Origin of the sequence: Pseudomonas sp. RIT-PI-a (assembly GCF_001187875.1) — a bacterium.
Classification (GTDB): Bacteria; Pseudomonadota; Gammaproteobacteria; order Pseudomonadales; family Pseudomonadaceae; genus Aquipseudomonas; species Aquipseudomonas coleopterorum.
In genome coordinates, this window is the sequence record NZ_LGIR01000032.1 from 154,301 (window position 1) to 178,882 (window position 24,582).

The 24,582-nt window shown below is 64.3% G+C and carries 21 protein-coding genes and 1 riboswitch; of the genes, 9 read left to right on the forward strand and 12 right to left on the reverse strand.

Features of this window, described 5'->3' with window-relative positions:
- Positions 1–76: 76 nt before the first annotated feature.
- From AC788_RS18700 to AC788_RS18715, 4 genes are all read left to right on the forward strand, one after another.
- Positions 77–1,597, forward strand: a complete 1,521-nt coding sequence (locus AC788_RS18700; RefSeq protein ID WP_442965552.1) for an HDOD domain-containing protein — start codon at positions 77–79, stop codon at positions 1,595–1,597.
- Positions 1,598–1,640: 43 nt separating this feature from the next.
- Positions 1,641–2,456: a rhodanese-like domain-containing protein gene (locus AC788_RS18705; protein ID WP_049862056.1), complete on the forward strand. Its 816-nt coding sequence runs from the start codon at positions 1,641–1,643 to the stop codon at positions 2,454–2,456.
- Between the two features lie 9 nt (positions 2,457–2,465).
- Positions 2,466–3,365 carry an archaetidylserine decarboxylase gene (gene asd, locus AC788_RS18710; RefSeq protein WP_049862057.1) on the forward strand — a complete coding sequence of 300 codons (900 nt, stop codon included), beginning with the start codon at positions 2,466–2,468 and terminating at the stop codon, positions 3,363–3,365.
- Between the two features lie 164 nt (positions 3,366–3,529).
- A complete protein-coding gene (locus AC788_RS18715) occupies positions 3,530–5,311 on the forward strand; it encodes a hypothetical protein (protein WP_049862058.1) in 1,782 nt (593 codons plus the stop codon).
- Positions 5,312–5,323: 12 nt separating this feature from the next.
- Here AC788_RS18715 and serB read toward each other — a convergent pair whose 3' ends face one another.
- The gene (gene serB / locus AC788_RS18720; protein ID WP_049862059.1) at positions 5,324–6,334 is read right to left on the reverse strand and encodes a phosphoserine phosphatase SerB; all 1,011 of its coding nucleotides are present in this window, start codon (positions 6,332–6,334) and stop codon (positions 5,324–5,326) included.
- A gap of 132 nt (positions 6,335–6,466) precedes the next feature.
- On the opposite strand from serB, the gene AC788_RS18725 reads away from it, so the two are divergent.
- The 3 genes from AC788_RS18725 (at position 6,467) to AC788_RS21475 (ending at position 8,705) form a co-directional block, all read left to right on the forward strand.
- Positions 6,467–7,966, forward strand: a complete 1,500-nt coding sequence (locus AC788_RS18725) for a HAMP domain-containing protein (RefSeq protein WP_049862060.1) — start codon at positions 6,467–6,469, stop codon at positions 7,964–7,966.
- Between the two features lie 183 nt (positions 7,967–8,149).
- Positions 8,150–8,434 carry a type II toxin-antitoxin system Phd/YefM family antitoxin gene (locus tag AC788_RS18730; protein WP_049862061.1) on the forward strand — a complete coding sequence of 95 codons (285 nt, stop codon included), beginning with the start codon at positions 8,150–8,152 and terminating at the stop codon, positions 8,432–8,434.
- The gene (locus tag AC788_RS21475; protein ID WP_082223709.1) at positions 8,400–8,705 is read left to right on the forward strand and encodes a Txe/YoeB family addiction module toxin; all 306 of its coding nucleotides are present in this window, start codon (positions 8,400–8,402) and stop codon (positions 8,703–8,705) included. Before AC788_RS18730 ends, AC788_RS21475 begins: the two co-directional genes overlap by 35 nt.
- 51 nt (positions 8,706–8,756) lie before the next feature.
- Here the strand turns inward: AC788_RS21475 and AC788_RS18740 are convergent, their stop codons facing one another.
- The 9 genes from AC788_RS18740 to AC788_RS18780 form a co-directional block, all read right to left on the reverse strand.
- Positions 8,757–9,458 carry a PqiC family protein gene (locus AC788_RS18740; protein WP_177327978.1) on the reverse strand — a complete coding sequence of 234 codons (702 nt, stop codon included), beginning with the start codon at positions 9,456–9,458 and terminating at the stop codon, positions 8,757–8,759.
- A 170-nt stretch (positions 9,459–9,628) separates the two neighbouring features.
- Positions 9,629–11,884, reverse strand: a complete 2,256-nt coding sequence (gene parC, locus AC788_RS18745; protein WP_049862064.1) for a DNA topoisomerase IV subunit A — start codon at positions 11,882–11,884, stop codon at positions 9,629–9,631.
- Between the two features lie 7 nt (positions 11,885–11,891).
- Complete coding sequence (locus AC788_RS18750) at positions 11,892–12,416, reverse strand: retropepsin-like aspartic protease family protein (RefSeq protein WP_043191202.1); 525 nt, start codon at positions 12,414–12,416, stop codon at positions 11,892–11,894.
- Positions 12,413–13,411: an esterase-like activity of phytase family protein gene (locus tag AC788_RS18755; protein WP_442965553.1), complete on the reverse strand. Its 999-nt coding sequence runs from the start codon at positions 13,409–13,411 to the stop codon at positions 12,413–12,415. Before AC788_RS18755 ends, AC788_RS18750 begins: the two co-directional genes overlap by 4 nt.
- A complete protein-coding gene (gene parE, locus AC788_RS18760; RefSeq protein ID WP_049862065.1) occupies positions 13,408–15,312 on the reverse strand; it encodes a DNA topoisomerase IV subunit B in 1,905 nt (634 codons plus the stop codon). Before parE ends, AC788_RS18755 begins: the two co-directional genes overlap by 4 nt.
- Positions 15,313–15,347: 35 nt before the next feature.
- A complete protein-coding gene (locus AC788_RS18765; RefSeq protein ID WP_049862066.1) occupies positions 15,348–15,956 on the reverse strand; it encodes a YqiA/YcfP family alpha/beta fold hydrolase in 609 nt (202 codons plus the stop codon).
- A gap of 199 nt (positions 15,957–16,155) precedes the next feature.
- Positions 16,156–16,971 carry a 3',5'-cyclic-AMP phosphodiesterase gene (cpdA, locus tag AC788_RS18770; RefSeq protein WP_049862067.1) on the reverse strand — a complete coding sequence of 272 codons (816 nt, stop codon included), beginning with the start codon at positions 16,969–16,971 and terminating at the stop codon, positions 16,156–16,158.
- Between the two features lie 91 nt (positions 16,972–17,062).
- On the reverse strand, positions 17,063–17,551 hold the full coding sequence (locus AC788_RS18775; protein WP_376787043.1) for a DUF1249 domain-containing protein: 489 nt from the start codon (positions 17,549–17,551) through the stop codon (positions 17,063–17,065).
- Positions 17,506–18,123 carry an NUDIX domain-containing protein gene (locus AC788_RS18780; protein ID WP_049862069.1) on the reverse strand — a complete coding sequence of 206 codons (618 nt, stop codon included), beginning with the start codon at positions 18,121–18,123 and terminating at the stop codon, positions 17,506–17,508. The genes AC788_RS18775 and AC788_RS18780 overlap by 46 nt, the downstream gene beginning before the upstream one ends.
- Positions 18,124–18,321: 198 nt before the next feature.
- On the opposite strand from AC788_RS18780, the gene AC788_RS18785 reads away from it, so the two are divergent.
- A complete protein-coding gene (locus tag AC788_RS18785; RefSeq protein ID WP_049862070.1) occupies positions 18,322–19,068 on the forward strand; it encodes an RsiV family protein in 747 nt (248 codons plus the stop codon).
- On the opposite strand, the gene cytX is transcribed toward AC788_RS18785, so the two are convergent.
- Together cytX and thiC are read right to left on the reverse strand one after the other, a co-directional pair.
- Entirely contained in the window at positions 19,037–20,362 is a 1,326-nt protein-coding gene (cytX, locus tag AC788_RS18790; RefSeq protein WP_049862071.1) for a putative hydroxymethylpyrimidine transporter CytX, read from the reverse strand. The genes AC788_RS18785 and cytX overlap by 32 nt on opposite strands.
- 112 nt (positions 20,363–20,474) lie before the next feature.
- Entirely contained in the window at positions 20,475–22,379 is a 1,905-nt protein-coding gene (thiC, locus tag AC788_RS18795; protein WP_049862072.1) for a phosphomethylpyrimidine synthase ThiC, read from the reverse strand.
- A gap of 149 nt (positions 22,380–22,528) precedes the next feature.
- Positions 22,529–22,633: riboswitch (TPP riboswitch) on the reverse strand.
- 171 nt (positions 22,634–22,804) lie between these two features.
- Here thiC and AC788_RS18800 point away from each other — a divergent pair.
- Positions 22,805–24,262 (forward strand): TolC family outer membrane protein, encoded by a 1,458-nt coding sequence (locus AC788_RS18800; RefSeq protein WP_049862073.1) that lies wholly within the window; start codon positions 22,805–22,807, stop codon positions 24,260–24,262.
- Positions 24,263–24,582 lie beyond the last annotated feature (320 nt).

The following is a 24,582-nucleotide window of genomic DNA, read 5'->3' on the forward strand; positions in this document are numbered from 1 at the left end:
GGCAGCGGTTTTCAAAAGCCAGTTTGGTCCGTTCGTGTAGTCGGCCTGCATTCAGGCATGCATCAGGATAAGCATAGTGTCCAACGCCAAGCCTCAAACCCTAGACACCTGGCTCGCACTGCTCGACGGCGTGCGTCTGCCCATTCCTAAGCTGTACCACGACAAGGTTCGCGCTGCGATCAAGGATCGACGCCGTTCGCTGCGCGACATCGCCGACCTGATGCAACACAGTCCGGCGCTGGTCCTGAGCGTGATGCGCGAGGCCAACCGGCATGCCAGCAACAGCCTGACGGAGCCGGCGGAAAGCCTTGAAGTGGCACTGAACCGGCTGGGCCTGTCGCGGGCCGAAGAGTTGCTGATGCGCCTGCCGGCCCAGGAGCCGCAGCAGATGCCCCTGACCTTGCGCCAACTGCAGATGATCAGCCAGCACGCCAGCCAGCAGGCCAATGGTCTGTTCGCCGCAAGGCTGGCGCGGCTGTGGCAGGAAATCCACTGGGGCAGCCTGCTGTTTCTTTCGCCGCTGTGGCCGTTGGCGGCGACCTACCCCGAGCTGCTCGATGAATGGCAGCGGCGCGTCACCGGTGAAGGCGAAGCGGCGGTCAAGGTCGAGCAGGAGCTGTTCGGTGTGCCGTTGCTGGTGCTGTGTCAGGCACTGGCGCAGAAATGGCGCCTGCCCGCCTGGGTGCTGCATGGCTATCGGCTGCTGCTGGCGGAACGTCGGGCGCTGGTGCAGGCGCTGCACATTGCCCGCGACAATCAGCATCGCTTGCGCCAGCAACAGCAGTTGGACGACGAGCCGGCCTTGCGGCGCTGGTTGAACCAGCCCGCCAACACCATTCTGATGGCCAACGGCCTGGCCCTGGCCGCGCAACAGGGCTGGTTCACGCCGCACCTGCAGCGCTGGCAGTACCTGAGCTGCCTGTATCTGCAAGTGCCGCTGGAACAGGTTCAGCAGCAGGTCCATCAACACGCGGTGCACAGTGCGCGGGTGCACTGCGCCGCCGACCTGTGGCATCCGGCACGCAACCTGCTGTGGCCGCCACCACACAAGGGTCCGGCGCCCGACACCGATCCAGCCCCGGCACCGAGCGAAGAGGCGCTGGCGCATTGGCGGCAGCTGTGCACGCAACTGCTGACCACGCCGACCCCGTTCAACAATGCCTTGCACCTGACCACTTGCGCGCGCGATGCCCTGCTGGCGTGCGGCATGCAGCGCGTGCTGCTGCTGATGGTCGACCGCAATCACGGCAGCCTGCGCGTGCACCAGAGCGCCGGGCTGCCCAAGGAAGTCGCGGCGCTGAGCCTAGGCATCGAGCACAACGGCCTGCTGCAGCGGCTGCTCGCGCAACCGACGCAACTGCGCATGGGCACCGCCAACAGCGCGCAGTTGCAGGCCCTGTTGCCGGCGACCCTGCGCGCGCTGTTCCGCGGTGAGCACCTGCTGCTGCGCTCGCTGGGTGTCGATGGGCGAGTGCATACGCTGCTGGTGGCCGACCAGGGCGGGCGCCCGTTCTCCGAGATCAGCGTGCAGGGCTTCGGCAAGAGTGCGCAGTGCATCGAGCGCGCCCTGGACACCTTTACCAACCGCAGCCGCTGAGGCTTGCGCTACAATCGCCGTTCCGTTTCGTCTGGAGACCCGAATGCCTGACTTTTCCGGCCTGCCCCTGGTGATCGAGCCCGATGAGCTGAACGCCCGGCTCGATGCCGTCAACCTGATCGTGGTCGACTTGACCAGCGCAGCACGCTACGCGTCCGGGCACATTCGCGGGGCGCATTTCGTCGATCCCAAGCGTACCCAGCTGGGCCAGCCGCCGGCGCCGGGGCTGCTGCCTGGATTGTCGTCCCTGGAACAGCTGTTCGGTGAGCTGGGGCATACGCCCGAGGCGACCTATGTGGTCTACGACGATGAAGGCGGCGGCTGGGCCGGGCGCTTCATCTGGCTGCTCGACGTCATCGGCCATGAACGCTATCACTACCTCGACGGCGGCATCCTGGCCTGGGAGGCCGCCGGCCTGCCGCTGAGCCAGGACACACCGGCCAGCGCAGGCGGTCCGGTACCGCTCACCCTGCACGACGAGCCCATCGCCACCCGCGAGTATCTGCAGAGCCGTCTGGGCGCCGCCGACCTGGCCATCTGGGATGCCCGCGGCCCGCTGGAATACACCGGTGAAAAGGTACTGGCAGCCAAGGCAGGGCACGTTCCCGGCGCAATCAACCTGGAGTGGACCGCGGCCATGGATCCGGCGCGTCAGTTGCGCATTCGCAGCGACGTCGCACCTATGCTCGATGGCCTGGGCATCACCGCCGACAAGGAAATCATCACGCACTGCCAGACACATCACCGCTCTGGTTTCACCTATCTGGTGGCCAAGGCGCTGGGCTATCCACGCGTCAAGGGCTATGCCGGTTCCTGGGGCGAATGGGGCAACCACCCCGACACCCCTATCGAAGTTTAAGGACACTCAATGAAAGATCGCTTGTTCATCATCAGTCAGTACCTGCTGCCCCATCACCTGCTCTCGCGCCTGGCCGGCTGTGTGGCCGAATGTCGTTCGCGCTGGTTCAAGGATGCGTTCACCCGCTGGTTCGCCAAGCGCTACGATGTCGACATGTCCCTGGCCGAGGTCGAGGACCTGAGCGCCTACGAGAATTTCAACGCGTTCTTCACCCGCGCCCTGAAACCCGACGCACGTCCACTGGACCCAACGCCCGGTGCGATCCTCTCCCCAGCCGACGGAGCCGTCAGTCAGCTGGGTACCATCGAACACGGTCGCATCTTCCAGGCCAAGGGCCACAGCTTCAGCGTGCTCGAGCTGCTGGGCGGCGATCCAGCCAACGCAGCGCCCTTCATGGGTGGCAAGTTCGCCACCATCTACCTGTCGCCACGTGACTACCATCGAGTGCACATGCCGCTGGCCGGCACCCTGCGCGAAATGATCTACGTGCCAGGGCGTATCTTCTCGGTCAACCAGACCACCGCCGAGAACGTCCCCGAGCTGTTCGCGCGCAACGAGCGCGTGGTGTGCATCTTCGACACCGAGCGCGGGCCGATGGCCATGGTGCTGGTGGGTGCGATGATCGTCGCCTCGATCGAAACCGTCTGGGCCGGTCTGGTAACGCCGCCCAAGCGCGAACTCAAGACCTTTCGCTACGACGAAGCGGCACGGGCGCCGATCCATCTGGAAAAAGGCGCCGAGATGGGCCGTTTCAAACTGGGTTCGACCGTGGTCATGCTGTTCGGCCCGGAACAGGTCGAGTGGGCTCACCACCTGGCCAACCTGTCACCCGTGAACATGGGTCAAGGCCTGGGGCGCCCGGCCATTGCGCAGGACGTGGCGCCAGCGACACCTGCAACTGTTGTCTGATATCTGAGCCGCTTGCGGCTGGCACGGCGCAGCCTTGGCGACATCGAGGCTGCGACCGTTATCCAATGCTGTTAGAGTCTTCGCATACGGCCAAATGAATGGCCTGTCTTTCGTCATCGTTCACGCTGTCGCACGATGACCTGAGTCGAACCAGGAAACGACCGATGTCGCCACGCCCCCATCTGTTGTTGCGCGCTCCGACGCCATCGCAGTTGAGCCTGACCTTCTGCGAAGCGACCCCGCGCGACCTCAAACGCTGGATTGCCACGCTGCCCAAGGCCAATCTGGGGGAAACCGCCCGGTTGCTGTACCAGGGCCTGGGCGAGCTCAACCAGCTGCTCACGCCCAGCGACAATCGCCTGCAACTGCTCGAGCTGCTCAGGCCCGAGGTGTATTTCGTCTGCAAGCACCTGGAACGACACTTCCTCAACCAGTCCATCGTGCTCGACGAACGCTCGCGCAAGGTCGCCAACCTGTGCCAGGCCCTGCAGAACCATCTGGCGATCGGCTACAAGCAGATCGTGCTGCGTATCTCCGCAACCGCTGCCAAGGATCGTGTTGCCAAGGAGCGGGCCACCCTTCTGGCCACCGCTGCACAGCGTGCCCTGCACTGCCTGAACGGGCCTGTGCTGCGCGCCAGTCTGCTGTACTGTCCGGTGCCCGATGGAGTCTGGCTGGAATTGCATCAGTTGTATCAGGCAGCCCTGGCGCATCAGTTGCAGAACGTTCCCATCAACGATCCGCTGACTCCCCCAGGCCACAGCTCGACCGTTCAGCAAAGCTATGCCGCCTCGTTGCTGCTGGGCAGCTCTCGCTGCAACCAGATGCGTCAGCAGGCGATCCTGCGTCTGGCCGAAGTGCTGGATGCGTGGAGCCCCCTGGTCCGTGTGCAGCCGGCCAGCCTGGCTTCGAGCCTGTTCGCTATAGCGCCCGGTGAAGACAGCGGCCCCCGCTACAAGACCCTGTATGGCGACGACCAACTGCCGCACCTGATCGGGCTCGACCCGAGCGACCTGGTTCAGGCCATCAAGGCCTACCTGGACTTGCCGGTCGAGCAGCGCGCGCAGTCGCGGCTGATCCCCAGCAACTTCAGTATCGATCTGCTCCAGCACGTAGCCGCCGCCTGGGGCGATGTGGCGGAACGCACTTTTACCCGAACGCCCGGCCAAGGCAACCTGAGCCTGTGCATCGGCATGAGCGCGCTGCATTACTACATTGGCGGCGAGCGCTCCTTCAGCGAGATCCTCAAGCGCCCTGGCCCTTCGCAGAGCGCACAGTTCGTACCGGGCGCTGCCACGCAATCGTGGAGCAGGCCGACCGAGGGCGATCGCCACGGCGACTACGAGGAGATCCAGTACGACCTGCCGCGCGGCGACGGCAGCAGCGCTGGCAATGCCTCCAATCACGATCAGCACTTCCCGACCTATGCCCTGCAGATCGTCAATCACAGCCCCGGTGGCTACTGCCTGGCGTGGCCCAAGGAGGTTCCGCCGCAACTGCAGGCCGGTGAGATGGTCGGCATCCAGGACACTCAGGCCCAGGGCTGGAGCGTGGCCGTGGTGCGCTGGATTCGCCAGGTGCGCAGTGGCGGCACGCAGATGGGCATCGAGCTGGTGGCACCGCACGCCCAGCCGTGCGGCCTGCAACTGGTGCGCGTCAGCGAGCAGAACAGCCAGTTCCTGCGCGGCCTGTTGCTGCCGGAGATACGCGCCATCGACATTCCTGCCTCCCTGCTCGCCCCGCGCATGCCTTTTCAGGAAGGCAACAAGGTCATCATCAACAACCAGGGTGAGGAACAGCCTGCGGGCCTGGGCACGCGGATGGCCGGCACCGGCAGTTTCAATCAGTTCGAATACCACCTGCTGGAGGTGGCCAAACCGACGTCGACCGGTGCCGAAGATGTTGCGCCCGAAGAAGACTTCGCTTCGCTCTGGAAAGATCTGTAGACGAATCGTTGCTCAGTCGCGGCGACCGAGCAGGTACAGCACCGCATCCAACCCAAGCACACTGATGGCCTGACGCGCCGACTGGCGGACCAGCGGCTTGGCACGGAACGCCACGCCCAGCCCTGCAATGGCCAGCATGGCCAGGTCGTTGGCCCCGTCACCCACTGCGATGGTTTCGCTCAAGTCGATACCGTGCTCACGGGCCAACTGCTGCAGCAGGTCGGCTTTGCGTTGGGCGTCGACGATGGGCTCGACCGCCACTCCGGTGCATTTACCGTCGACCACCTGCAGTTCGTTGGCGAAGACATAAGTGATGCCCAGACGCTTCTGCAACTGCTTGGCGAAATAGGTGAAGCCGCCGGACAGAATGGCGGTTTTTACCCCCATGCGATTGAGTTCGGCGAACAGGCGCTCCGCGCCTTCGCTCAGGCGCAGTTGCGCACCAATGTCATCGAGCACCGCAACGTCGAGGCCGTCGAGCAACGCCAGACGGGCCTTGAAGCTGGCGCGAAAATCGATCTCGCCGCGCATGGCCTGTTCGGTGATCGCCGCGACACGTTCGCCGATGCCGGCCGCCTTGGCCAGTTCGTCGATCACCTCGGCTTCGATCAGTGTCGAATCCATGTCGAACACGGCCAGGCGCGGATGGCGGCGCTGTGCCGACTCGGGCTGGTAGACGATGTCCAGACCCAGCGCGGCGCTGAGTTCGAGTACCTGGGCACGCAATGGCAGTGGCTGCTCCAACGGGCCATTCAGGCACAGCTCGAAACAGGCATTGCCACCCGTGGCCGCTGACAGGCGCTCCAGGCTCGAAAGCGACAAGCCATGCTCGGCCAGCAGCGTGATCACCTGCCGCAGCGCCGGGTAGCCGACCTGGCGCCCCATCACGCTGACCACGTGGTCTGCCGGCTCAGCGTGCTGGGCGGTGCTGAAGGTGGTCTCGGCGGTCAGGACGTCGCCCAGTGCATCGACGATGCCCGACTGCTCCTGAGCGGTGATGTTGATCAGGACGATTTCGCGCAAGAGGCACCCCGTTTCATGAAAAAAAACGCATTCTAACCATTTTCGGTGACCATCGGGCACAGGCAGCGCTTTGCCGCTCGGGGGGCGGTCGTTATACTGCGCGCCAACTTCACGGACAAAGAGCCGCGCTCAGTGAACCGGCCTACGCCAGTCAAAACCGACAACTTCTTCCTGCTGATCTTCCGAGCCGTGCGTCACCGTCGAGTGCCGCTGGCTTTGCGCATCGCGTTCACCAACATCGTGCTGGTTGCCATCGCCCTGGTGATCTACGCCTGCGTGATGGGTCTGCAGTTCAAGCAGGCCATGCACGAGCAAGCCGATGCAGTGGGCCAGAGCCTGACCACGCAGACGGCCACGTCCGCCACCGAGCTGCTGGTGTCCAACGACATCCTCAGCCTCAACGTGCTGCTCAACAACCTGGTGAAAAACCCACTGGTGGCACACGCGGCGATCTTCAGCCCGGACAACCGCATCCTTGCCGAAGCCGGCCAGCGCCCCAAAAGTGGCCTGCTTGGGCAAAGCCAGGGGCTGTACGAGACCAAGATCAACTTCCAGGACGCCCTGGCCGGACAGCTTCGCATCAGCCTGGACATGAATCAGTTCCAGCAGCCGCTGACCATCAGCCTGCAGAGCATGGGCGTGCTGGCCGGGATCCTGCTGGTGCTTGCGTTGGCGCTGAGCCTGCGCCTGGGTCGCTACATCTCGACGCCGCTGCTGCAGTTGCGGGTCTGGCTGCGCAACCCCGACGAGTACACGCCGGCGACCCAGCGCACCGACGAGATCGGCGATCTGGCGCGCCAGCTGCACGCGCAGTTGGCTCCAGAGCCCCGTGAGCCCGAAGTCGAACCCGACGACATCGACGAAGACGATGAGCCGCAGCCAGCCTTGCCCGTGCGCACCGCCAGCAAGCCCGGCCCATTCCCGCCGTTGGCCGCAAAGCCAGCGAAACCGGTCATGCGTCAGATCCAGGCCGACGAGGACGAGGAAGACTTCGGCGACGATCCGTTCGCGGATCTGCGCGAAACTCCGGTGGCGGTGATCAAACAACCCGTCACTGCCGTGGCCAAGGTGCACACCGACAGCGCCGTGCTGGCGGTGCAGCTGGGTGCTCAGGAACAACTGCGGCGCCTGCCCAAGGCTCGCCTGGCAGAGTTGCTGGAGCGCTACCACGACTGCCTGCAGCAGGCCGCCTCGCTCTATGAGAGCGAAGTGCACATGCTCCAGGATGGCAGCACCTTGATGCTGTTCCACAGCGAAACCAGCGGCGATGACTACCTGACCAATGCGATCTGCTGTGGCGAACTGTTGCGCGCCCTGGGTCATGCCTTGCAGATCCAGGTCGCCGACAGCGGTATCACCCTGCAATTGCAGTTGGGTCTGGTGCTCAGCGACGAGGTCCATGGCCTGAACTCCATCGACCTGCTGCTGACCGAATCGGCGCAGGATGCACTGGCGCTCTCGCAGCACAGCCGCAACCTGTTGCTGGTGGTACGCGAGATCGGCGAAGACCCGCTGATCCGCCAGCGCGCGCGCATCCGCTCGATCGCCAGCCCCGAAGGCGCCTGCTGCGTCGAACGCCTGCTGGAGCCCTACCCGTCGCTGCTGGAACGGCAGTTGGCACGCATCGGCTGACTGGCAGCCGACTTGACGTCATTGTACAAAGCATTGTACATTTTCAGCTCGACCGAACGAGGCTGCCGGCTGTGCCGCAGCCTCTTTCCGTTTCGCCGCAGATGCGGCTGATCTCGTCAGGGGTATGCTATGCACTGCCTTGGCGTTCTCCCTTGGGATGTTCCCGGGAAGGAATCGATATCCATGAATGTACTTACCTTTAGCCAGGCCCGTGCCGGTTTGAAGCAGACAATGGATGATGTGTGCCGTGATCACGAGCCGGCAGTCATCACCCGCCAGCGTGGTGAACACGTAGTCATCCTATCGCTGGAAGACTACAACGCCATGGAGGAAACCCTGTACCTGCTTGGTTCAGCGGAGAACGCCAAGCGCCTGCGCGAATCCATTGCTCAGCATAAGGCCGGGGGAGCCGTCACCAAGGAGATCTCCTTGAATGTCGCAGAGCAAGAAGCAGCAGAACAAGACTAAAGCTCGCACCAGTGTCGCCGTTTCATTCACTGCCAATGGTTGGGCTGACTATCAGCACTGGTCCGAGAATGACCCCGGTAAACATGAAGCTGTCGATAACCTCATTTCCCATATCCTGCGTGATCCCTTCAAGGGAATAGGTCGCCCCGAACCACTGAAAGGTGACCTCACCGGATACTGGTCGCGGCGCATCGACAAGGAGCACCGGCTGGTCTACTTCTACGACAATGATGTGCTTACGGTGCTTGCCTGTCGCTACCACTACGGCTGAACACCCAACAAAAAGCCCGCATCCAGTGCGGGCTTTTTGTTGGGTGTCGCTCTAGAAGCGGAACACTTCCAGGTCGGTACGGATGGGGGTCGCCAGCGGAATCTGTGGTTTTTCTTCTTCCCGGCGCACCTGCGCCGGCGCTGGCTTGCGCTCTTCGACCAGTGCCGGTTGGTTGGCCAGCGGTTTGAGCGCCGCGGTCAACTGCGCAGCCAGACGCTGCAACAGCACCCCTTGCGCCTGGACTTGAGCGGCGGTGCCGCCGTCGTGCTTTTCTTCGAGGTGGACGATGCGGTTGTCGCGCACTTGTCCGCGACGGTCCAGGACGCGCCACTGGGCATCCAGGATCGCAGGCTGGCGGCTGCCTGAATCGAGCCGGGTGATCGACAGCAGCACCTGAGCATCGGGCGTGAAGTTGGCGGGCGTGGGCGCCAGTACCACGCGCTGGCTGTCCAGGCGCCAGGCCATCTGGCGCAACAGCAGTTGGTCGATGTCGGCGGAAAGGCTGCCGGCCCAACGGCCGTCGGTGGACGCTCTCAAGCTGCCGTCGGCCTGGCGCTGCAGCAGCGTTTCGCGCTGCAGGTAGTCGGCCACCGACACCGGCCCCAGCAGCACGGCCATGCCGCGGCTTTCCTTGGGCAGGCCGGGGTTGCCGCTGTCGAGCTGGTACAAGGCCACGGGTTGATGCGTGCTGCATCCGGCCAGGCCCAGCACGCCGCCGAGCAATAAAATCACGGGAAGACGCAACAGTTTCATCATTTCATCCAGGCGGCTGCCACACGGCAACCACAGCAATACTTGACCGAGTCGTCTGGACGCTGCCGCTTGGCGGCGCCGCGAAAGGGCCTATCATCCGTGAATCCGCGCCCTGACTCCAGTGCTTGCGTCGAACGGCAGCCATGCCGCCGTCCGCACGCGGTTCGCAGTCAGGGGGTTTCCACGACCAGAGCGTCGACGCGCTGGAAACCGCGAGGCAGCTTGTTGCCACGGCGGCCACGCTCGCCACGGTAGTGCTCGAGGTCGTCGGGCTTGAGCGACAACGTGCGCTTGCCTGCCTGCAACACCAACGTCGAGCCTTCGGCAACGACCGCAAGGTCGGTGACGAATTCTTCACGGCTGGCGACTCGATCGCCGGGAATGCCGATGATCTTGTTGCCCTTGCCCTTGCCCAACTGCGGCAGGTCGCTGATCTTGAACACCAGCAGACGTCCTTCGGTGGTCACGGCGGCCAGCCAGTTCTGCTCACGGTCCGGCACGGCGCGGGGGTTGATCACCTTGGCGCCCTTGGGCAGGCTGAGCAGCGCCTTGCCGGCCTTGTTCTTGGCTTGCAGGTCTTCGCCCTTGACCACGAAACCGTAGCCGGCGTCCGACGCGATGACATACAGCGCGTCGTCGTCGGGCAGCATCACGCATTCGAACGTCGCACCCGGTGGCGGCGTCAGGCGGCCTGTCAGCGGCTCGCCCTGGCCACGGGCCGAGGGCAGCGTGTGGGCAGCCACCGAGTAGCTGCGCCCGGTGGAGTCGATGAACACCGCGAACTGATTCGAGCGCCCGGTCGCTGCCGTCTTGTAGCCGTCACCGGCCTTGTAGGACAGCCCGGTGGCATCGATGTCGTGGCCTTTGCCACAGCGCACCCAGCCCTTCTCGGACAGCACTACCGTCACCGGCTCGGTGGGCATCAGCTCGTTTTCCGACAGCGCACGGGCTTCGCTGCGCGCCACGATCGGCGAGCGGCGATCGTCGCCATAGGTTTCGGCGTCCTTGATCAGCTCGGCACGCACCAGTTTCTTCAGCTTGGCCTCGCTGCCCAAAAGGGCCTGCAGCTTGGCGCGTTCCTTGGCCAGTTCTTCCTGTTCGCCACGGATCTTCATTTCTTCCAGACGCGCGAGCTGGCGCAGGCGCGTATCGAGAATGTAGTCGGCCTGGATCTCGGTCAGCGCGAAACGCTCGATCAGGCGTGCCTTGGGATGGTCCTCGGTGCGGATGATGTGGATCACTTCGTCCAGGTTGAGGAAGGCAATCAGCAAGCCGTCCAACAGGTGCAGGCGGCGCTCGACCTTGTCCAGGCGGAATTGCAGGCGGCGGCGCACGGTGTTGACGCGGAACTCCAGCCACTCGACCAGCAACGCGCGCAGGTTCTTCAGCTGCGGGCGGCCGTCGAGGCCGATGATGTTGACGTTGACCCGGTAGGTCGACTCCAGATCCGTGGTGGCGAACAGATGCTGCATCAGTTCGTCGACTTCGACCCGATTGGAGCGCGGAATGATGACGATGCGGCACGGATGCTCGTGGTCGGATTCGTCACGCAGGTCGGCCACCATCGGCAGCTTCTTGGCCTGCATCTGCGCGGCGATCTGTTCCAGCACCTTGGCACCGGACACCTGGTGCGGCAGAGCGGTGACGACCACGTCGCCGTCTTCCAGACGATACACCGCGCGCATGCGCACCGAACCGCGACCGGTCTGGTAGATCTTCAGCAGCTCGGCGCGCGGCGTGATGATTTCCGCTTCGGTCGGATAATCCGGACCCTGGATGTGCTCGCACAACTGCTCGACCGTGGCCTTGGGCTCGTCGAGCAGGCGGACGCAGGCGCTGGCCACTTCGCGCAGGTTATGCGGTGGCACGTCGGTGGCCATGCCCACGGCAATGCCGGTGGTGCCGTTGAGCAGGATGTTGGGCAAGCGCGCCGGCAGCACCGCAGGCTCGTCCAGGGTGCCGTCGAAGTTCGGTACCCAGTCGGCAGTGCCCTGGCCCAGTTCGGTGAGCAGCACTTCGGAATAGCGCGACAGGCGCGCTTCGGTGTAGCGCATGGCAGCGAAGGATTTGGGATCGTCCGGCGCGCCCCAGTTGCCCTGACCATCGACCAGGGTGTAGCGATAGCTGAACGGCTGCGCCATCAGCACCATGGCTTCGTAGCAGGCCGAGTCGCCATGGGGGTGGAACTTGCCGAGCACGTCACCCACGGTGCGCGCGGATTTCTTGTGCTTGGCGTCGGCGTCGAGCCCCAACTCGCTCATGGCATAGACGATGCGTCGCTGGACCGGCTTGAGGCCATCGCCGATGTGCGGCAAGGCGCGGTCCATGATCACGTACATGGAGTAGTTGAGGTAGGCCTGTTCGGTGAAGTCAGCCAGGGAGCGGCGTTCTACGCCGTCGAGACTGAGATCGAGGGAGTCGCTCATGCAAGCCTCATCGTTTCGTGGTCTGGCGCAGCAACAAGTTGCCGCCGCGCTGAGTGAATTCAAGTTGTTTCAAGGCGCTCATGCCCAGCAGCACCTGGTTGCCTTCGAAGCCCGGCACTACAAGGGCGCGGACATTGCTCAGACGAATGTCGCCCAATTGCAGGCTGGCGATCTCGGTGCGATAGCCTTGGGTCTTGCCATTGGCGGTGGTGAGCAGCACCGGTGCCCCGCGCGTCAATTCAAGCTTGCGCGCCACGGCTTCGGGCATCGCCACATCGGTGGCGCCGGTGTCGAGCATGAACTGCACCGGCTGGCCGTTGATGAAGCCGCCACTGACGAAGTGTCCCTGGCCATTGCCGGCCAGCTGCACTTCCACATAGCCGTCGCCGTGCTGGGACACCGGCACGGCATTGGGATTTTCCCGACGCTGTTCCCAGTCGCCGAAGAACTGCGTGGCCAGGTACAACGCCGCGGCCCAGGCCAGCAGCATCAGCAGTTTGCCCGCCCGCTTGCCGGGTGCCGCCTGGCTCATGGTGCCGCACTCCAGCCACCGGCCGGGGCTGCGAAGCGCCAGACCACCGGACGGCGTTCGCCATCGGCGCGGGCCCATTGGTTGTTGTCGGTGCCGATCCAGGCGCCGTCGGCGTCCACGCTCAGCGCTTCGGTCAGGCCGTAGGGCGCATCATAGCGGCGCGCGGGCAACAGGGCTTCGGCGGCGAACGACCAGCAACGTTCCCGCTTCGCCGTATCGGCGTCTCGGCGGCAGATGCGGTAGGCATTGCGTTCCAGGGTGAACAGCTTGCCGTCGAAGTAGGCCAGGTCAGCGAAGTCGCGCGGCATGGTCCTGGTGCGAGGCACCTGCACCGGCAGCGTTTCCGCACCGCCTTCGGCGAGCAGCACGCAACGCCCCTCGCAGCTCCAGCTCACCGGCCGCTTGCGAACAGCCAACAGACCGCGCTGCTGACGTTCGGCGGCCAGCCACAGGCGGTCGCCGGCCGGGGTGACGGTCAGCCCTTCGAACAGGGCATTGAAGTGCAACAGCAAGTGGCTGGCGCGCGCCTGACTGACCAGCGTCGGATCCAGAGGCAACCATTTCGGCTCGCCTGAAACGGGAATCTGCAAGACCGCGACGTGGGCTTCGCTGACCAGGTATTGGTTGCCTTGGGCATCACAGCTGATGCCTTCGAAATCCAGATCGCCGCCGCGCACGAAAGACGCGGCCCAACTGCTCATGCGCAGACGAGCGGGCAGCCCGCTGGGCGGGACCGGCGGTGCCTTGAACGTCACCGCCCTCGCCTGCCAGACGGGCGTCGAGGTATCGAGGCGATAGACCGTCCCGTCTTCGCGGTCGGACACGGCCCACAACGCCTTGCCGCACAGCGCCAGACCGGACAGATTGCCCGCGGGCATGCCATCGACCGCATGCTCGCCGATCAACGTCAATTCGGGCACAGCGGGCTGCGCCGACGCCTCGGCCAGCGTCGGCAGGGCCAGGGCGAACAGGGCTGTCAGCAGCGCTGCGATCAAGCCAGCACCTCGGCCAGATTACCCTTGGACTCGAGCCACGCCTTGCGGTCGCCCGCACGTTTCTTGGCCAGCAGCATGTCCATGATCTCGGTGGTGCCGGCGAAGTCGTCCAGGGTCAGTTGCACCAGGCGGCGGGTGTTGGGGTCCATGGTGGTTTCGCGCAGCTGCGGTGGGTTCATCTCCCCCAGGCCCTTGAAGCGCGTGACCTGCGGCTTGCCGCGTTTCTTTTCGGCCACCAGGCGGTCGAGGATGCCATCGCGCTCGGCCTCGTCCAGGGCGTAGAAGATCTCCTTGCCCAAGTCGATGCGGTACAGCGGCGGCATGGCGACATAGACGTGCCCGGCGTCCACCAGGGGACGGAAGTGCTGGACGAACAGCGCGCAGAGAAGAGTCGCGATGTGCAGGCCGTCGGAGTCGGCGTCGGCGAGGATGCACACCTTGCCGTAGCGAAGCTGGCTGATATCGGCGGCACCGGGATCAACGCCGATGGCCACGGCGATGTTGTGCACTTCCTGGCTGGCCAGGACCTCGCTGCCGTCCACTTCCCAGGTGTTGAGGATCTTGCCGCGCAACGGCAGGATCGCCTGGAATTCCTTGTCCCGCGCCTGTTTGGCCGAGCCACCTGCCGAGTCACCTTCGACCAGGAACAGCTCGGAGCGGGCCGGGTCCTGGCCGGCACAGTCGGCCAGTTTGCCGGGCAATGCCGGGCCTTGGGTGATGCGCTTGCGCTCGACTTTCTTGCTTGCCTTGAGGCGGCGCCCGGCGTTGCTGATCGCCAGCTCGGCCAGCTGCATGCCCAATTCAGGATGCGCGTTGAGCCACAGGCTGAAGGCATCCTTGACCACGCCGGACACGAACGCTGCGGCTTCACGCGAGGACAGCCGCTCCTTGGTCTGGCCGGAGAACTGCGCATCCTGCATCTTCATCGACAGGACGAAGGCGATGCGTTCCCAGATGTCTTCGGGCGCCAGCTTCAGCCCACGCGGCAGCAGGTTGCGGAACTCGCAGAACTCGCGCATGGCATCGAGCAAGCCCTGGCGCAGGCCGTTGACGTGGGTACCGCCCTGGGCCGTCGGAATCAGGTTGACGTAGCTTTCCTGAACGCTGTCGCCGCCTTCGGGCAACCACAGCAGCGCCCAGTCCACGGCTTCCTTGTTGCCCGCCAGGCTGCCGCAGAACGGCTCGTCCGGCAGGCGGGCGAATTCGGTGACCGCATCGATCAGGTACGAACGCAGGCCGTCTTCATAATGCCACTCGACCTTCTCGCCGCTGCCCTTGTCCTCGAAGCTGACCAGCAGGCCGGGACAGAGCACCGCTTTGGCCTTGAGCACATGCTTGAGGCGGCTGACGGAAAACTTGGGGGAATCGAAGTATTTCGGGTCCGGGGCGAAGTACACGCTGGTGCCGGTGTTGCGCTTGCCGACCGTACCGATGACTTCCAGGTCGGTGGCCTTGAAGCCATCGGCGAAGGTCATCTGATACTCGTTGCCTTCGCGCTTGACCCTGACCCGCACCTGATTGGACAGGGCGTTGACCACGGAGATACCGACCCCGTGCAGGCCGCCGGAGAACTGGTAGTTCTTGTTGGAGAACTTGCCACCGGCGTGCAGCTTGGTAAGGATCAGCTCGACGCCGCTGACGCCTTCCTCAGGATGGATGTCCACAGGCATGCCGCGGCCGTCGTCGGACACTTCCAGGGAGTGGTCGGCGTGCAGGATGACCTGGATCGACCGTGCGTGGCCCGCCAGGGCTTCGTCGACACTGTTGTCGATGACTTCCTGGGCCAGGTGGTTGGGCCGACTGGTGTCGGTGTACATGCCCGGGCGCTTGCGCACCGGGTCGAGGCCCGAGAGGACTTCGATGGCGTCTGCGTTATAGGAGCTAGCGCTGGGATTGGCCATGGGGTCTCGTCGTCAGTCGTTCGTGAAATGAGTGATCAAAGCTGGGCAAGGTCGATGCCATCCAGGCGCTCGGCGTCGATGCCGGCGAATGCCAGCAGCGCCGGCAACTTCTGCGCAAAGCCCTGGAAGCCGTGGTCGCCGCCGTTTTCGATGTGCACGCTGCAAGCTTGGTAGAAGGCCGCCGCCTGGCGATAGTCGAGGGTCTCGTCGCCGGTCTGCAGCCACACCTGGAGCCGCTCGCGGTCCGTGGGGGCCGGCACTTCCAGCTCGGCCAGGGCCGTGACGTGGTCGTGGGTCAGCTGCCAGCGCTCGCCCGTGTAATGGTTGGTCTGTTCGCCCAGGTAGCCATCGAACAGGCGGTGCGGGTTGACCACCGGGTTGATCAGCACTGCCTTGAGCCCAAAGCGCTGGGCCAGGTGTGTCGCATAGTAGCCGCCCAGTGAGCTTCCCACCAGCAAGGGTGCGTCGAGCTGCGCCAGTGCCGCTTCGAGTTGGGCGATGGCCTGGCGCGGATGGTGGTGCAAGGCGGGCGCGCGCAGTTGATCAGCCAGGCCGATGCGTTGCATCAGCGCACTCAACTGGCGGGCTTTCTGCGAATCCGGCGAGCTGTTCAGACCATGAATGTAGAGGATCGAACCGGGCATGGGGGCCTCCGGGCATAGAGATGGCGCGCAGTTTACCTTGTCGGGGATGCTGTTGGGGTGTTGGTGCGTCGGTATATGGGCGGTGCGGCCTTCGTAACCAGAAGGCTCGCCGCCCGCTCCGCTCCGGCAAGCCACAATCCTGGCACGAAACCCTGTGGAAGCGGGCTCTGCCCGCGAAGGCCACGCTACCGCCCCTGAATCAATAACCCGCCGCGTCCAGATCCGGGGTGAAGCTGAAGTCCGCCAGGCGCGAGACGCCGGTTTCGATCTGTCCGTCCGGCATCAGACGCAGCCAGCGGTAGCCCGGCGCACGGTCATCCAGGGCGAAGTCCTCGCTGCACGGCAGAAACTGGATGCAGGTCGAGGGCGATGCCAACAGGCGCACGCCATGAGCCTGCCGGTCGATCTCCTGATGCACGTGCCCCCAGAGCACGCCCCGCACCTGCGCAAAGCGGGCGAGCAGTTCGAACAGGGCATGCCGGTTGCGCAAGCCGATGGGCTCCATCCAGGAGCTATCGATGGACACCGGATGATGGTGCAGACACACCAGGTGATGCTTGTGCGGTGCCTCGGCAAGCGACCGTTCGAGTAACTGCAACTGCTCGTCGGCCAGATGACCCGCCGCCGAACCTGCGATGGCGGAATCGAGCAGTGTCACTCGCCAGGCACCGATGTCCACCACCGGCTCCAGCCACTGCGTGCCCTGCGCGGCCTGCTGCATGACCGCCGGTTCGTCGTGATTCCCGGGCAGCCAGCGCATCGGCGCGGCAATGCCCGCTGTAGCCTGGGCAAACGCCTGGTAGGAAGCCAGCGTGCCGTCCTGAGACAGGTCGCCGGTGGCGACCAGCAAATCGATGTGCGGCTGTTCCAATTGCACCTGGCTGACGACCTGCGCCAGGCTCTGCCGGGTATTCAGGCCGAACATGGCTCCGTCGGCTTCGGCCACCAGGTGGCTGTCGGACAGCTGCACGAGCAGCACCGGGGCATCGACAGCGCGATCAGATGGGCTCGACAAGGCCGTCTCCAGGCAGGGGTTGATCGAGGAATTATGCGCAGCCCGGATGACGAGGGCAATGCAGGGGCCAGCGCCAGGGGCCGGTCGGCGCTCAGCGCACCGCTTCGTACTCGTGGCCGCAGGCCAGGCAGTGGCTGAGCCATTCGCCGAGAAACAGGTTGAGCTGGGCCTTTTCGTCGGGTTGGTGCATGGCCTCGTTGGGATAGGGATAGACGCTGCGGAAACGACGCGCATGCTCGGCGCTGATGACCTCGGCCATGCGCGCATCGTGGTACACCTGCACTTCCATCTGCGGCACGGGCAGCCAGGGCAGGCTGTGTTCCTGGCGCACGCGCAGGGTGGTGGTGTACGGACAGGCCAGCATCACCTCAAGGGTCAGCACGCCGAGCATCTGGTCGGCCTGGGTCATGGCGATGCGGCGCGACAACTGCTGGCTGCGCATGTCCGGCAACAGCCGCATGAGTCGCGCATAATTGGCCTCGCAGGCGGCTTGCAAGCCAACCAGATCGACGCGGTAGCGCTCGCGCAACGGACTCACGACCACAGCCCCCTGACTTCGTCGCGGTTCAGCGCCAGCCATTGAATGGCGATGATCGCTGCCGCGTTGATGATCCGACCGTCGCGCACGGCCTGCAGGGCATCGTCGAACGCCCAGACCTTGACGCGGATGTCCTCGCCCTCCTCCTCCAGCCCATGCAGGCCGCCCGCGCCTTCGCTGCTGCAGCGGCCCAGGTACAGATGCACGTATTCATCGCTGCCGCCGGGCGAGGGGAAGTACTTGGTGACTGGCCACAGCGCTTCGATCTGCAGCCCCGCTTCCTCGTCGGCTTCGCGATGGGCGACTTCCTCGGGCTGCTCGTCCTTGTCGATCAACCCGGCGACCATTTCGATCAGCCAGGGGTTGTCGACCTTGCCCACCGCGCCGACCCGGAACTGCTCGATCAGGACCACTTCGTCGCGAACGGCATCGTAGGGCAACACGCACACGGCGTCGTGGCGCACGAACAGTTCGCGGCTGATCTGCTTGCTCATGCCACCGTTGAACAGCTCGTGGCGCAGGAACAGCTTGTCCAGTCTGTAGAAGCCCTGGAAGCAACGTTCGGTCTTGTCGATCTCGACCGCCTTGGGGGTGGATCGGGATGAATCTGGCATGGAAAAACCTCGTACTCGTGCGTGCAGCATGGGGCCATCCTAACCGCGATGCGCCCGTATTGCAGCCCCCTTCGAAGGTAAGCCGTAAGCCTCGGGATAGGCGGTTGGGCGAGCAGGCATTAAGATTGCGCTACGTGCGAACCGACGGTTCGACCGGCAGTCCAAGCACGACAATTCAATCATCCGCCAAGGACCATCATGTCGTTTCTCAAGTTCACCTCCGTGGCCTGCGTCGCCTTGACCCTGGGTGCCTGCGCCAGTGTCTTCCAAACCAACTACCGGGCGCCGCTGGAGACCAAGCGCGAGGCTTTCGAGCACATCAAGCCCGGCTGCGACAATCAGGACTGCCCACTGGTGAACATCGACGTGGTGCATTTTCCCGACGAGCCCGGCCTGGATGCAGCCATCGACAAACGCTTGCGCGAGATGACCGTCAACACGCCCGACGCCCGCGTACCGGCGACCCTTAAGGCCTATGAAGATCAATTCATGCGCGAGGCCCAGCCGCGCTACAGCAGCTACCTGCAAGCCAAGGTACGCGAGCAGCATGACGGTATCGTGGTGGTCGAGCTGTCCAGCTACGTCATGACCGGTGGCGCCCACGGCATGCCGGGACGGGGTTTCATCAACTGGTCACGTCGCGAGCATCGCGAACTGACCCTGAAGGACATGCTGGTACCGGGTCAGGAACGCGCGTTCTGGCAGGCTGCCGAAGAAGCCCACCGTGGCTGGCTGGTCGCCAGCAAGCTGGACAAGGATGCCGACTTCATTCGTCAGTGGCCTTTCCAGCAGACGCCGAACATTGCCTTGACCTATGGGGGCGTGGTGCTCAAGTACAACGTGTACAGCATCGCCCCCTACGCCATGGGCCACCCGGAAGTGAAGATCGCCTACCCGCGCCTCAATGGCGTGATCAAGCCCGAGCTGTTCCCGGGTCGCGGTTGAGCACGCGCTCGATCAGGTAGTACAGCAACCCGGCCACCACCAGCGCGGGCAGGGTTGCTCCGATCTGCGGGTACAGATTGGCCAGCACGTGATACAGGCACACACCGCCCAGCCACGCCAGCAGTGCGCTCCAGCGCACAGCCCGTGGCTCGACCTGGATGGCGCGTTTGCGCAGCACGAAGTGGTCCATCAGGACCACGCCGAACAGCGGCGCGAAGACCGAGCCGATCAGCAGCAGGAAGTTCTGGTACTGCGCCAGCGGTGCCAGACAGGCGATCAGCGTGCAGGTGATACCGATGGCCAGGGCCAGGTGCTCCACCTTCAAGCCTGACAACAGGCTGGTCGATACCGCAGCCGAATGGATGTCGGCAAAGGCGTTCTCCGACTCGTCCAGCAGAATCAGCAGCAGCGGTATGCCCAGGCCGGCACCGGCCAGCGCCAGCAGCAGCGCATTGACTTCACCACTGGGCGCGAACGCCAGGGTGTAGGCGACGCCCAGGCTCATCAACCAGAAATTGCCGATGAAGAAGCCCACGGCGGTGCCGCCGAACACGTTGCGAGCGCGTTTGCCGAATCGCGAGTAGTCGGCAATCAGCGGCAGCCACGACAGGGGCATGGCGATGGCGATGTCGAAGCCGGTGGCCAGGTCCATGGAGCCGTCGCCCGCAGTGTTCCACAGAGCTGCCAGGTCGGCCTTGGCGAACAGGTTCCAGGTCAGCCAAAGGCATGCCGCCAGTAGCAGCCATATACCCCATTTGCGCAGCACCTTGCGCACGAAGGTCAGCGGCCCACTGACCGCCAGCAGCGTGACCAACGCGCCGAACAGCAGCGTCCACAACCACGGATTGCTGCCCAGGCTGCCTTCGCCGAAGGCGCGGGTGCCCAGCAGGCTGGCGGCATCGCGCATGACGATGATCTCGAACGAGCCCCAGCCGACCAGTTGCAGCAGGTTCAGTAGCGCCGGCACGCTGCCGGCACCATGGCCCAGGGTCAGGCGCAGGGCGGCCATGGCCGACAGCCCGGTGTCGCTGCCGATCACGCCGACGCTAGCGAGCAGCAGCACACCCACCAGGGTCCCGAGAAAAATGGCGCCCAGTGCACCGGCAAGGCCCAGGCCGGGCGCCAGCAAGGCGCCGGTCTGCAGCACCATGAGGCCGACGCCCAGGGAAAACCACAGGGAGAACAGATCACGTCCGCCCAGCACGCGCTGGGCGGTGGAGACCGCGATATCGGGGGAGTAGGAGGTTTTCAATGGATGGGCTCGAATGGGAAGGAGTCGGGGTTGTCGGAGCATTGGTGGGGTGTCAGGTCAGACGCGGTGCGGGTTTCGCGGCCGATGACCGCTCCTACGGACGAATCGCAGGAGCCTTCATCGGCCGCGAAAGCCGCACCACTGAAGGTCCTGATCAGACTTTCTGGTACAGCTGGCTGCCTTCCTGCTTGAAGCGCTGGGCCTGTTCGCGCATTCCTTCTTCCACGCTCAGGTCGACGGCTTCGATCTTCTGGTTGGCCGCATACTCGCGCACTTCCTGAGTGATCTTCATGGAGCAGAACTTCGGCCCGCACATCGAGCAGAAGTGAGCGACCTTGGCCGAGTCCTTGGGCAGGGTTTCGTCGTGGTAGGCGCGCGCGGTGTCCGGGTCCAGCCCGAGGTTGAACTGGTCTTCCCAGCGAAACTCGAAACGCGCCTTGCTCAAGGCGTTGTCGCGGATCTGCGCGCCGGGGTGCCCCTTGGCCAGGTCGGCGGCATGCGCGGCGATCTTGTAGGTGATGATGCCGGTCTTCACGTCATCCTTGTTCGGCAGGCCCAGGTGCTCCTTGGGCGTCACGTAGCAAAGCATGGCGCAACCGAACCAGCCGATCATCGCCGCACCGATGCCCGAGGTGATGTGGTCGTAACCTGGGGCAATGTCGGTAGTCAACGGGCCGAGGGTGTAGAACGGCGCTTCGTCGCAGCATTCCAGCTGCTTGTCCATGTTCTCCTTGATCAGTTGCATCGGCACGTGCCCCGGACCTTCGATCATGCACTGCACGTCATGCTTCCAGGCGATCTTGGTCAGCTCGCCGAGGGTTTCCAGCTCCCCGAACTGAGCTTCGTCGTTGGCGTCGGCGATCGAGCCCGGACGCAGACCGTCGCCCAGGGAGAAGCTGACGTCGTAGGCCTTCATGATTTCGCAGATCTCGTCGAAGTGCGTGTACAGGAAGTTTTCCTTGTGGTGCGCCAGGCACCACTTGGCCATGATCGACCCGCCGCGGCTGACGATGCCGGTGACCCGCTTGGCGGTCAACGGGACGTAGCGCAACAGAACCCCGGCATGGATGGTGAAGTAGTCCACGCCCTGCTCGGCCTGCTCGATGAGGGTGTCGCGGAACAGCTCCCAGGTCAGGTCTTCGGCCACGCCGCCGACTTTTTCCAGGGCCTGATAGATGGGTACGGTACCGATCGGTACGGGCGAGTTGCGGATGATCCACTCGCGAGTTTCGTGGATGTGCTTGCCGGTGGACAGGTCCATCACCGTGTCCGAGCCCCAGCGGATGCCCCAGGTGAGCTTGGCCACTTCCTCCTCGATGGAGGAACCCAGGGCGCTGTTGCCGATGTTGCCGTTGATCTTCACCAGGAAGTTGCGGCCGATGATCATCGGTTCGAGTTCGGTGTGGTTGATGTTGGCCGGAATGATCGCGCGGCCACGGGCGATTTCTTCACGCACGAACTCGGCGGTGATCTCCTTGGGAATGCTGGCGCCGAAGCTGTGGCCCTTGTGCTGATCCTTGAGCAGGCCGGCAGCGCGGGCCTCGGCCAGCTTCATGTTCTCGCGGATGGCGACGTATTCCATTTCGGCGGTGATGATGCCCTGACGCGCGTAGTGCATCTGGCTGACGTTGGCGCCGGCCTTGGCCCGGCGCGGGTTGCGCACGTGAGCGAAGCGAAGTTTGGTCAGTTCGTCGTCGCTCAGGCGCTGCTGGCCGAAGTGAGAACTCAGGCCGGGCAGCCGTTCGGTGTCGCCACGGTCGTCGATCCAGGCCGAACGCACGTCGGCCAGGCCCTTGCGCACGTCGATGACGACATTGGGGTCGGTGTAGGGGCCGGAGGTGTCGTAGACGGTCACCGGCGGGTTGATCTCACCGCTGCTGTTGCCGGTGGAAAAGTCGGTCGGTGTGACGTCCAGGCTGATTTCACGCATGGGCACACGGATGTCTGCCCGCGAGCCCTGGACATAGATCTTGCGCGAACGGGTGAAGGGCTGCACGGAGCCTGAATCGACTTGGGCCGATTCGCTCAAATGCACGGTGTTTTTTGCTTTTGTATTCATCACAGGCTCTCCAGACGGCATCCAGCAGGGAATGTCGGAGCGAACCTGAAAGGCACGGATGCACCCTGTGAACGGATGCTGTGCTTGTACGCGAGGTGCTGTGCAGAAATGCGCGAGACCTCGGACGAAGCACAAGAGGACTCGCCGCAAAGACGAGAAATCTTGTTCCCTACGCAGGCGTTAACCTGATCAGGTTCAACGGGATCCGGATTATCCGATCTCAGCCTCATAGCAAGGCACCCCGACAAGAACGTGCACAGCATAGACGCCCTGCACGTGGAACGCCACCCCCGCCTGCAGGTCTTGATAGTGGCCGTTGCATCGGACCGATTGTTGTGCGGCGCGCCGCGCTCTACACTCGCCCTGCCCCAAGCCTCTTTCCACAGCTGATGTCCAGACCCAGCTTACAGACCAAGGATTGCCCCATGCTGCGCAGTAGATTTCCCTCGGCAACGGCCCTCGCCCTGGCCGTGTCCGGTGCCATCCCAGGCCTGGCCCTGGCGCAGCAGGCACCGTTGGCGAGCATGACCGATCTGGTCAGCGTCTATCAGGAAGCGGTACTGAACAACGCCGACCTGGCCGCCTCGCGGGCCGACTATGCCGCGCAAAGCGAAATCGTGCCGCAGGCGCGCGCCGGTTTGCTGCCCAACCTGTCGGCCGGTTACGACATCAACGACACCCGCACGGCGCTGGACCAGCCCTCGGCGGTGTACAACCGCAGTGGCAATTCCTACCGCGCGCAATTGAGCCAGCCGCTGTTCCGTGCCGACCGCTGGTTCCAGCTCAAGGCGGCCAAGGCGGTCGACGAGCAAGCGGCGGTGCAGTTGTCAGCCACCGAACAGAACCTGATTCTGCAAAGTGCCCAGGCCTATTTCTCGGTGCTGCGCGCCCAGGACAACCTGGCCACCGCGCGCGCCGAGGAGAATGCATTCCGGCGCCAGCTCGATCAGTCCCAGGAGCGCTTCAACGTCGGTCTTTCCGACAAGACCGACACCCTGCAGTCCCAGGCCAGCTACGACACCGCCCGGGCCAACCGGATCATCGCCCAGCGCCAGGTGGAGGATGCGTTCCAGGCCCTGATCACGCTGACCAACCGCGAATACAATTCGATCCAGGGCATCGTTCACACCCTGCCCGTGCTGGCGCCGATACCCAATGACGCCAGTACCTGGGTCGATACCGCTTCGCGGCAGAACCTTGATCTGCTGGCCAGCAACTACGCCGTGGAAGCCGCCGAGCAGACCTTGCGCCAGCGCAAGGCCGGGCATGCGCCGACGGTGGATGCGGTCGCGCAATACCAGAAGGGCGACAACGACAATCTGGGTTTCAGTAACCCATCGACCCTGCCGGGCGTCAGCTATGGCAGCGATGTGTCGCAGCGCAGCATCGGCGTGCAGTTGAACATTCCGATCTACAGCGGTGGCCTGACCAGCTCGCAGGTACGTGAAGCCTACGCACGGCTCACGCAGAGCGAGCAGCAGCGCGAAAGCCTGCGTCGGCAGGTGGTGGAGAACACCCGCAACCTGCACCGCGCGGTCAACACCGATGTCGAGCAGGTGCAGGCGCGCAAGCAGTCGATCATTTCCAACCAGAGTTCGGTGCTGGCCACCGAGATCGGCTATCAGGTGGGGACGCGCAACATCGTCGACGTGCTCGACGCGCAGCGTCAGCTGTACAGCTCGGTGCGCGACTACAACAACACCCGCTACGACTATATTCTGGACAACCTGCGCCTCAAGCAGGCGGCAGGCATCCTGAGCCCGGGCGACCTGCAGGACCTGACGCGCTTCCTCAAGGCCGACTACAACCCGGACAAGGATTTCCTGCCACCGGACCTGGCCAAGGCCGCCGAAGCGTTGCTCAAGCCGCCAGCGAAACCATGACCTGACGCGACGCTGCTACACGGCTTAGGCAACCCTGTAGCAGCGACGCGAGCCGCGTCGGGCGGTGATGCGGGGTGTCAAGTGAATCGCGTCGTCGGTGACGCGGCTTGCGCCGCTGCTACAGGGGGTGTGTGAGCAGCGTCGGGCGTGGATGCGGGGTGTCAGGTGTGCGGCGTCTGGCGGCCGGCGGTGATGCGGGGAATATTCGGGAGCGGAAAAAAGAAAACCCCGCCGAAGCGGGGTTTTGCAGACTGTTTCCCATGACATCCATTTCCGTCCGCCGTCCTGGCAGAAATCCTACGTGTCCCTGTTATATCTAG

What these genes read in the sequence shown, in the direction of transcription:
- AC788_RS18705 (WP_049862056.1), top strand. Translation starts at nt 1,641, where the DNA reads ATGCCTGACTTTTCCGGCCTGCCCCTGGTGATCGAGCCCGATGAGCTG.
- asd (WP_049862057.1), top strand. Translation starts at nt 2,466, where the DNA reads ATGAAAGATCGCTTGTTCATCATCAGTCAGTACCTGCTGCCCCATCAC.
- AC788_RS18715 (WP_049862058.1), top strand. Translation starts at nt 3,530, where the DNA reads ATGTCGCCACGCCCCCATCTGTTGTTGCGCGCTCCGACGCCATCGCAG.
- AC788_RS18730 (WP_049862061.1), top strand. Translation starts at nt 8,150, where the DNA reads ATGAATGTACTTACCTTTAGCCAGGCCCGTGCCGGTTTGAAGCAGACA.
- AC788_RS21475 (WP_082223709.1), top strand. Translation starts at nt 8,400, where the DNA reads ATGTCGCAGAGCAAGAAGCAGCAGAACAAGACTAAAGCTCGCACCAGT.
- AC788_RS18740 (WP_177327978.1), bottom strand. Translation starts at nt 9,458, where the DNA reads ATGAAACTGTTGCGTCTTCCCGTGATTTTATTGCTCGGCGGCGTGCTG.
- parC (WP_049862064.1), bottom strand. Translation starts at nt 11,884, where the DNA reads ATGAGCGACTCCCTCGATCTCAGTCTCGACGGCGTAGAACGCCGCTCC.
- AC788_RS18750 (WP_043191202.1), bottom strand. Translation starts at nt 12,416, where the DNA reads ATGAGCCAGGCGGCACCCGGCAAGCGGGCGGGCAAACTGCTGATGCTG.
- parE (WP_049862065.1), bottom strand. Translation starts at nt 15,312, where the DNA reads ATGGCCAATCCCAGCGCTAGCTCCTATAACGCAGACGCCATCGAAGTC.
- AC788_RS18765 (WP_049862066.1), bottom strand. Translation starts at nt 15,956, where the DNA reads ATGCCCGGTTCGATCCTCTACATTCATGGTCTGAACAGCTCGCCGGAT.
- AC788_RS18775 (WP_376787043.1), bottom strand. Translation starts at nt 17,551, where the DNA reads ATGGCTGGCGCTGAACCGCGACGAAGTCAGGGGGCTGTGGTCGTGAGT.
- AC788_RS18780 (WP_049862069.1), bottom strand. Translation starts at nt 18,123, where the DNA reads ATGCCAGATTCATCCCGATCCACCCCCAAGGCGGTCGAGATCGACAAG.
- AC788_RS18785 (WP_049862070.1), top strand. Translation starts at nt 18,322, where the DNA reads ATGTCGTTTCTCAAGTTCACCTCCGTGGCCTGCGTCGCCTTGACCCTG.
- cytX (WP_049862071.1), bottom strand. Translation starts at nt 20,362, where the DNA reads ATGCTCCGACAACCCCGACTCCTTCCCATTCGAGCCCATCCATTGAAA.
- thiC (WP_049862072.1), bottom strand. Translation starts at nt 22,379, where the DNA reads ATGAATACAAAAGCAAAAAACACCGTGCATTTGAGCGAATCGGCCCAA.
- AC788_RS18800 (WP_049862073.1), top strand. Translation starts at nt 22,805, where the DNA reads ATGCTGCGCAGTAGATTTCCCTCGGCAACGGCCCTCGCCCTGGCCGTG.